Origin of the sequence: Alteromonas sp. CH_MED4-4, from assembly GCF_037029575.1 — a bacterium.
Classification (GTDB): domain Bacteria; phylum Pseudomonadota; class Gammaproteobacteria; order Enterobacterales; family Alteromonadaceae; genus Alteromonas; species Alteromonas macleodii.
Window position 1 is genome coordinate 1 of record NZ_JAYMEU010000056.1, and the last position, 6,855, is coordinate 6,855.

11 protein-coding genes are annotated in these 6,855 nt (G+C 42.0%); all 11 read left to right on the forward strand.

Translation table 11 applies throughout. The annotated features are described in order from the left end of the window. Positions 1 to 591 precede the first annotated feature (591 nt). The 11 genes from WA381_RS20655 to WA381_RS20705 all read left to right on the forward strand — a co-directional run bounded on the left by WA381_RS20655 (position 592) and on the right by WA381_RS20705 (position 6,665). On the forward strand, positions 592 to 939 hold the full coding sequence (locus tag WA381_RS20655; protein ID WP_061095342.1) for a DUF3024 domain-containing protein: 348 nt from the start codon (positions 592 to 594) through the stop codon (positions 937 to 939). A gap of 134 nt (positions 940 to 1,073) precedes the next feature. Next, the gene (locus WA381_RS20660; protein ID WP_156085919.1) at positions 1,074 to 1,430 is read left to right on the forward strand and encodes a hypothetical protein; all 357 of its coding nucleotides are present in this window, start codon (positions 1,074 to 1,076) and stop codon (positions 1,428 to 1,430) included. Positions 1,431 to 1,536: 106 nt separating this feature from the next. After that, complete coding sequence (locus WA381_RS20665; protein WP_156085918.1) at positions 1,537 to 1,824, forward strand: hypothetical protein; 288 nt, start codon at positions 1,537 to 1,539, stop codon at positions 1,822 to 1,824. Between the two features lie 126 nt (positions 1,825 to 1,950). After that, positions 1,951 to 2,238, forward strand: coding sequence for a hypothetical protein (locus tag WA381_RS20670; RefSeq protein WP_156085917.1), 288 nt, complete (start codon positions 1,951 to 1,953; stop codon positions 2,236 to 2,238). Between the two features lie 131 nt (positions 2,239 to 2,369). After that, positions 2,370 to 2,771 carry a hypothetical protein gene (locus tag WA381_RS20675; protein WP_076012870.1) on the forward strand — a complete coding sequence of 134 codons (402 nt, stop codon included), beginning with the start codon at positions 2,370 to 2,372 and terminating at the stop codon, positions 2,769 to 2,771. A gap of 128 nt (positions 2,772 to 2,899) precedes the next feature. Further along, a complete protein-coding gene (locus WA381_RS20680) occupies positions 2,900 to 3,604 on the forward strand; it encodes a hypothetical protein (protein WP_156085916.1) in 705 nt (234 codons plus the stop codon). A gap of 568 nt (positions 3,605 to 4,172) precedes the next feature. Then, entirely contained in the window at positions 4,173 to 4,382 is a 210-nt protein-coding gene (locus WA381_RS20685; RefSeq protein WP_156085915.1) for a hypothetical protein, read from the forward strand. 105 nt (positions 4,383 to 4,487) lie between these two features. Then, the gene (locus WA381_RS20690) at positions 4,488 to 4,928 is read left to right on the forward strand and encodes a hypothetical protein (RefSeq protein ID WP_336182973.1); all 441 of its coding nucleotides are present in this window, start codon (positions 4,488 to 4,490) and stop codon (positions 4,926 to 4,928) included. Between the two features lie 126 nt (positions 4,929 to 5,054). Then, on the forward strand, positions 5,055 to 5,396 hold the full coding sequence (locus WA381_RS20695; RefSeq protein WP_156085913.1) for a hypothetical protein: 342 nt from the start codon (positions 5,055 to 5,057) through the stop codon (positions 5,394 to 5,396). A gap of 579 nt (positions 5,397 to 5,975) precedes the next feature. Further along, the gene (locus WA381_RS20700; protein ID WP_156085912.1) at positions 5,976 to 6,170 is read left to right on the forward strand and encodes a hypothetical protein; all 195 of its coding nucleotides are present in this window, start codon (positions 5,976 to 5,978) and stop codon (positions 6,168 to 6,170) included. A 261-nt stretch (positions 6,171 to 6,431) separates the two neighbouring features. After that, positions 6,432 to 6,665, forward strand: a complete 234-nt coding sequence (locus WA381_RS20705; RefSeq protein WP_043960639.1) for a hypothetical protein — start codon at positions 6,432 to 6,434, stop codon at positions 6,663 to 6,665. The last annotated feature ends 190 nt before the right edge of the window (positions 6,666 to 6,855 follow it).

Genomic DNA, 6,855 nt, shown 5'->3' on the forward strand with positions numbered 1-6,855 from the left:
TGGGACGCTAACACGTGGGCTGACTCGCTTCGCTCGGATTTTAGCCCACGTGCTAGCGCCCCAAAGCTTAGCGTTATACGCCATGATGAAATACTGTTGCTGCAACTGCCATATTAAGTTTCCTTGCAAGGATGCTATAGATGGACACAATCTGGGCTTTAATAAAGGCTTTCTGTGCCCCTCCTGCAAAGCGAACTTAACGGAATTGTTTCTTATTGGTGGCAAGAAAAGATTGAAATTTGATAGTAAAGCTCATGAAAAGTGGATGTCTTTCTCAGGTTTAATTGGCATAGTCACTTTCATAACGATGTTTGTTGTTACCGACGGCTCTTGGATAACTTTTTTCGTTACACTTGGTGTTATTCTTTCTTATTTCCTATGCGGTTTTTGGCGCTGGGGTTTTACACCATACCCAAATGTTGTTGGCACAAAAAAGCTATGAAAGGTTGTTCTGACTTGGCGTATAACAAACAAATTATGTCACTCGCTGTCGCTCGCTGGGACGCAAACATGCAGGCGGCTTCGCCATTATCGCCTGCATGTCCGCGCCCCATATTTGGAAGTTATGTGCCAGAGGAAATTTAGGATTTTATGGCTTTAAGTAAATTTGAAATTAAAAAAGTGGAGAAGGCAGCTGAATCGTTTCTAGCTGCTCGTAGGCCACCGCCAGAAATTCGAAGTAAACTAGATATTGGCTGGCGTTTAGAAGACCAATCTTTGTTTATCTTTGAAATTCGCCCGGTTTGGAATAATCCAAGCGAATTTAAAGAATATCCATTTGCTAAAGCCAGTTTTGTAAAGTCTAAAGGTATATGGAAAATCTACTGGTTACGTCAAAACCTAAAATGGAACAGCTACGAACCTACGCCACAAGTTAAGTCAATTGAGTCAGTATTCTCGACGGTAAGCAGTGACGAACATGGCTGCTTTTTTGGGTAGGCACATAACAAACGCATTAACACTCGCTGCGCTCGCTAGGGACAAAAACACGTAGGCTCCCTGCGCTTCGTTTGGTATTGTAGCCTACGTATTTTTGCCCGTTATGCGGGCCGTTAGCTGCCAAGGAGGTAGGTTTGGCAATAGATAGAGATGCATGGATCTTTGGTTTAGCCGTTGCGGCGATTGCTGTTTTATTTAGTCTTACTTCACTAGCTAAACAAGGAAGTATTGCAGCGTATTTCTTGGTGTTTTTCTTGTGTGGCATTCCTGCTGGTGTTGGCTTCTATATTGGGCAGCGCACACACAAAAAATCCTTAAAAATTCAGCACATTTTGGTTGCTGCTTTTATTACGTACTTCATTACCGACAATAGTGTAAAGCTTATCGGCCTCACTCAAGAGTATTGGTATCTTACTTTTGCCGTATTGTTTATATTGTCAGGGCTTGTTAGTTGGCGTTCACCAAAAATGTTTAACGAAAGTGGCAGCTAACAAAAAAATTATGTCGCCCGCAGGCGGGCTGGGACACAAACAGGCAGGCGGCTTCGCCATTATAGCCTGCCTGTTTGTGCCCCATATTTAGAAGTTAGGTTCACCCATGAATTCAAACTTCAGTTATCTTTTGTCGAGTTTAAAAGCAGATTTCCATAACGAATTCGGACCATTCATAGAGCTATTAGATTTCGAACACAGAGACTATATCGAGGATGTCCTAGCTGAGATTTTTGATATCGAATATGAGTTCTCTCAAGAGTTAGAAAATGAGAGTTTCATTCTTTACTTCTGCAATCGCATTAGCTTTGAATCACTAACGTTGGTTATCAAACAGATAAACGTTTTTCACAAAGAGCAGGGACGGTTATATGAATTACCAAGTGAAACCTAACAAAACACTAAAGGCGCTCGCGCTGCTCGCTGGGACGCTAACACATGGGCTGCGTCACTTCGTTCCTAATTTTAGCCCATGTGTTATCGCCCCTTAGTGGGGTGTTATATGCCATGAGGATATTCGATGAAATGGAATTTTGATCAAGGAAAAAACGTTGCCGCACTGATTACTAAACAGGTGCTTAAAGATGGCTTCCCAATTTTGCAAGTAATTCACTATTCGGACGACCACTCTTGGGCGTTTATGTGTGGCACAACTAGCGAACCTAGTGACACCATGGTTGTAAGCATGGAGCAAGCAGTTGCCCTTGATGGTTCACTTCATGAGATAGCTCAGTTGCCAGCAGGTTGCATCGCAAGTAGAAACTCGCTAACCGATGACTGGCTGTGTGAGCGCGTAGATGGCATATAACAAACGCATTAACACTCGCTGCGCTCGCTAGGGACAAAAACACGTAGGCTCCCTTCGCTTCGCTCGGTATTATAGCCTACGTATTTTTGCCCGTTATGCGGGTGTTACGTGCTAAGGAGATTGAGACATTCATGGAGTTAGAAGAATTAGCCTCAAAGATCCGTTCTATAATAGAATTTGAGACAACTCGATTAGAAGAACGAATAAAAACGTTGTATACGGTACAAAGCCTCTTTTTTGTTGCTGTATCTGTGATTTGGAAAGATAGTGCACAGCTAGTCGTAAGCATTTCAGTAGCGGGCTTCGCAAGCTTATTAGTTCTTTCAACTATGGTTACTCAGGCACAAGGTCGCGTCATTAATGCCGAGAAGGAGCTTCGAAGAATAGTAAATGGTAACGATAATCTTGAACTAGTTTATAAGGGCGGACTTCAACATGATTTCTATTTTTTAAAGTTGCCTCCAAATTTTTGGATAGCGATAACAACAGGCTTCATTTGGAGCTCTATAATCATTGAAAAGTCGCTCTTATAGAGCATACGCACATAACAAGCGCATTAACACAAGGGACAAAAACACATAGGCTCCCTGCGCTTCGCTTGGTATTGTAGCCTACGTATTTTTGCCTGTTATGCGGGTGTTAAATGCCACAAGGAAGCAGCATGTTTAAATTTTTCTGGTCTTTGATTTTAATTATTTCTTTATCATGCGCGTCAGCACAAGGTATTGAAACAACAGTCGATTTGAACGAAAACACAGTAATTTATCGCGGTAAGTTATCGCCATCAGCAAATGAGAAACTTCTTTCTATTCTGAAAAACGGAAAGAGTAAAGTTGAATGGCTGTCGATAACGTCTGAAGGCGGTGAAATCAATCATGGAATGGATCTTGGTAATATTGTTCATGACTATGATTTGAAGCTCGAGGTCAATGATTATTGTCTCTCATCATGCGCCAACTACGTTTTTTCTGCAGCAAACCACCACAGGATATCGAATCATGCAGTCATCGGTTTCCATGGCGGTACTACCGGAATGGAGAAAGAAATAACTTCGTTTATTAAGGGTCTACCTGAAGAGGAGCGGGAGTCAACGAAGCAGAACCTTGAAAAATATATGAAGTCAGCCATTGTTCGTGAACGAAACTTCTTCGAAAAAATTGGTGTGGACCAGCAAATAACAACACTAGGACAATCTCCCGAATATAAAGACTTCGTCGAAAAAGAAGGCTTCATCGGCTGGTACTATTCGCTCGAAGGGCTTGCAACGCTGGGCGTTGCTAACATTAATGTAGTTAACCCACCTTGGTCATATCAACATTTAAGTGAAAAAACTAAGTTTTTCAAAGTCAGAGTAGATGGCATTTAACAAACGCATTAACACTCGCTGCGCTCGCTAGGGACAAAAACACGTAGGCTCCCTGCGCTTCGCTTGGTATTGTAGCCTACGTATTTTTGCCCGTTATGCGGGCGTTATGTAGCTATGATGTTCCAAGGTAAATAAAAAGGATTTTTTAATGAAACTTTACCCTTATCAAACGATACAAACTGTAAATTTACCAACTCTTTTATTCGCAGCGAGAGCTCTTGGTATTTTTTCTTATATATCCTCTCTTCTTACTGTTCTCCTATGGGGCGCTGCTTTTGTTGTCGGCCCCAGTATCAGAGCAACTTATTTATTTTTTAGCTTAGGTACATTGTCCGCCACTATTTGCTTTCTAGTTGTTAGCGGATTATGTGCAGCTGTTGTTTCGTGCGAACAAAAGTACACTCAAGGATAGAGCGCAACATAACAATCAAATTAAGTCGCTCGCGGGCTCGCTGGGACACAAACATGGCGGTTGTGTCGCTTCGCTCCGATTATAACCGCCATGTTTGCGCCCCTTATTTGGGTGTTATGTGTCAAAGGTAAATCAAGATAAGAAGGATTTTTAACTATGAAACTAGGAACTAAAATTGGTTTGTCATTCAGCTTTATTGGCTGTGCTGTCGGCGCTTACTTCGGTCTATCACCTGTTTACTCGCAATTACAGTCTGGTGTTTTATCTGGTCAAGAAGCCGGGCTAGCATTCTGTATCACCGGTATCTTTATTGGTAGTGTATTGGCTACTGCTAGCATTCTTTCTTCGAATAAGCATGCCACATAACAAGCCAATAAACTCACTCACTACGTTCGCTGGGACGCATACACGCAGGGCGGCTTCGCCATTGTGCCCTACGTGCCTGCGCCCGTTATTGAAAAGTTAGGTGCTATGTCGATTAAATTTGCTTTACCACATTTTTTAGAAGGGATTCAAACTCAGGAAAGCTATTTGAAGTGGCTAACTCGTAAGGCAGTTGCACACATAAAAAGAGATAGAAATAGAGGGAACGTAGTCGCAACCACGTCAAGTTATAAAGTGGCAATTCATGAAGCAGTTTGTGAATCAGGTGGTTTTGATTATTACACAGGTGAAAAACTAGATTGGACGTTGCTCAGTCAATATAACAACGATGATTCTAAAAAACTCAAACGTGAGTATAAAAAGCGGTTTGCCCTTTTGCCGTCTGTAGATCACCTGGACGACGGGCTTTCTCACGCAAATTTTAAAATTTGTGGTTGGCGCACAAATGATTGTAAAAACGACCTAAGCCACGAAGAACTCGTCGATGTTTGCAAAAAAATCGTAAGGCATTATGAAAAACGCACCTAACAAAAAAATTAAGTCACTCACTGCGTTCGCTGGGACGCATACACGCGGGGCGGCTTCGCCATTATGCCCCACATGCCTGCGCCCCTTATTTAAAAGTTATGTGCTTCTACGATATGGATATTTTAATTGTTTGAATTAGCTTTAATAGCAGTAATTGCAACTATCCTAAATGCGTTAACTGTAGAGTTTCATTGCAGGCTTCAAACTCGCCATATAGCTAAACAAAGAACAGTTTCTAATTTGATTAAGCATTATCTTTTAATGCTACCTTTTATTTTCGGCATGCTGCTCTTCCTATCTATTATTCAAACCAAAATTAACCAATTGGGTATCAGCTCTATTAGAGAATCTCTGTTGTTATTGGGTTTGGTTGTTCTTTTTTTATCGCCTTTTATCTATATCATGGACTGGCGCTACCCAGGTTTAGTCAGCAAAATGGAAAACTGGAGAAAAGGAGTATCAGATTAAATGCAAATTCTAGGTAATTTTAGGGACGCCCATAACAAAAAAATCAAGTCACTCACTGCGTTCGCTGGGACGCATTTACGCGGGGCGGCTTCGCCATTATGCCCCACGCAACTGCGCCGCTTAGCTTAATGTTATAAGGCGTCAGCCTAAACTGCGTTTGGCTTTATGAAAATCCCAGTGGAACTACCCTCTCCTGTTTTCATTAGCATCGCTCTGGCTTGTGGTAGGTTTAAATCCGCCACATTACCTTCAAAGGTCGCGCATTAGGCGCTTTATCGCAAAACCCTTATTTTTAGTCAGTAAGCGCCAATGCGTTTGGCAGTTCAAATGGCGGCTAGCTTCGGTCAAATCAAAAACATCACCGCACAGTCGTTTTGCTTGTTTGTGTTAACAATCAATCGTATGCTGGCATCAACAGTTTTTAAAAAAGACCAAAGGAACTGGCTCTGCTTATAACAAGGCGCTTAAGACCACTCCCTTCGGTCGCTCGGACGCATTTACGCGGGGCGGCTTCGCCATGATGCCCCACGCAACTGCGCCGCTTAGCTTAATGTTAGCTGTTTAAAGGAGTATCAAGTAATGGAGTCATTATTTAAATCTATAGCCATCGGCGTTTTTGTTGGTTTAGCAGGAACTTTATTTCTATATGTATTTTCAGAGTACATATCAGAACAAAGTGAAGCACTAGTATTTGGTGTTTTTGCTGGTGCAGCTTGTCTCTTTATTGACTTGATTGCTAAAAAAATAAATTCAAATAGCCGAGAAGGCAGCTGAGAAGGCAGCTAATAAAAGCATCACGGTGGGAATTTACTCACAGGCCTTTTGCCAAATCTCAATTCATATTATATCAACGACGGCGCTTAATTTTGGCCTTCAAATTCATAGGTTATTTGGGGTTGTGCAGCTAACAAACAACTGTTATCGCTCACTGCGTTCGCTGGGACACAAACACATGGGCTCTCTCGCTTCGCTCGTTATTTTAGCCCATGTATTTGTGCCCTAAAGTTGGGCGTTATGTGAATCGTGGGTTTCTACATGAGTGAGAAGTTTTCAAAAATAGAACATTACGTTATAGCTAGTGACACTGGTGCTCGCGATGGTATTGGCGTCGAAATATATGTAGGTAACAATATGGTCATGGAAATCTTCCGAGACGACACCAAAAAGAAAAGAGAAGTTAGTCTGTTCCAAGATCAGCTAGATTTAGAACTAGTCGAACAAGCAATCACTCTTTTCAAAGAAGAGATACCCGAGGACTTTCAAGATTAAATCAGCAAATTCACATAACAACCCAATCAACACACTCACTACGTTCGCTGGGACGCATACACGCGGGGCGGCTTCGCCATTATGCCCCACATGTCTGCGCCCGTTATTGGAAAGTTAGGCACTTTATATGAATCCCATACAGCAAGCATCCAATTACGATAAGATTGCAGAGCATTGGAATAGCGATCGC